Source organism: Paraburkholderia sp. SIMBA_053 (assembly GCF_046534895.1).
GTDB lineage: Bacteria > Pseudomonadota > Gammaproteobacteria > Burkholderiales > Burkholderiaceae > Paraburkholderia > Paraburkholderia caledonica.
Genome location: NZ_JAWRXU010001220.1, coordinates 1 through 252, shown reverse-complemented (window position 1 = coordinate 252; position 252 = coordinate 1). Strand labels below are relative to the sequence as shown.

Genomic DNA, 252 nt, shown 5'->3' with positions numbered 1-252 from the left:
CAGCATGAAGCGCAACTGCCTGCTGATCAACACGGCGCGCGGCGGGCTGGTGTGCGAAGCCTCGCTCGCCACGGCGCTCAAGGAAGGACTGATCGCCGGTGCAGGCTTCGACGTGCTGAGCCAGGAGCCGCCCGTCGCGGGCAATCCGCTGCTCGAGCTCGATCTGCCCAACTTCATCCTGACACCTCACGTTGCATGGGCGTCCGACGACGCCATGCAGTCGCTAGCCGACCAGCTGATCGAGAACATCGA

The 252-nt window shown here is 65.1% G+C and carries 1 protein-coding gene; it reads left to right on the top strand.

Annotation, left to right across the window (positions count from 1 at the left end; translation table 11 throughout):
• Positions 1-252, top strand: a 252-nt coding sequence (locus tag SB753_RS39515; RefSeq protein WP_410805483.1) for an NAD(P)-dependent oxidoreductase, incomplete at both ends; no start/stop codon positions are given.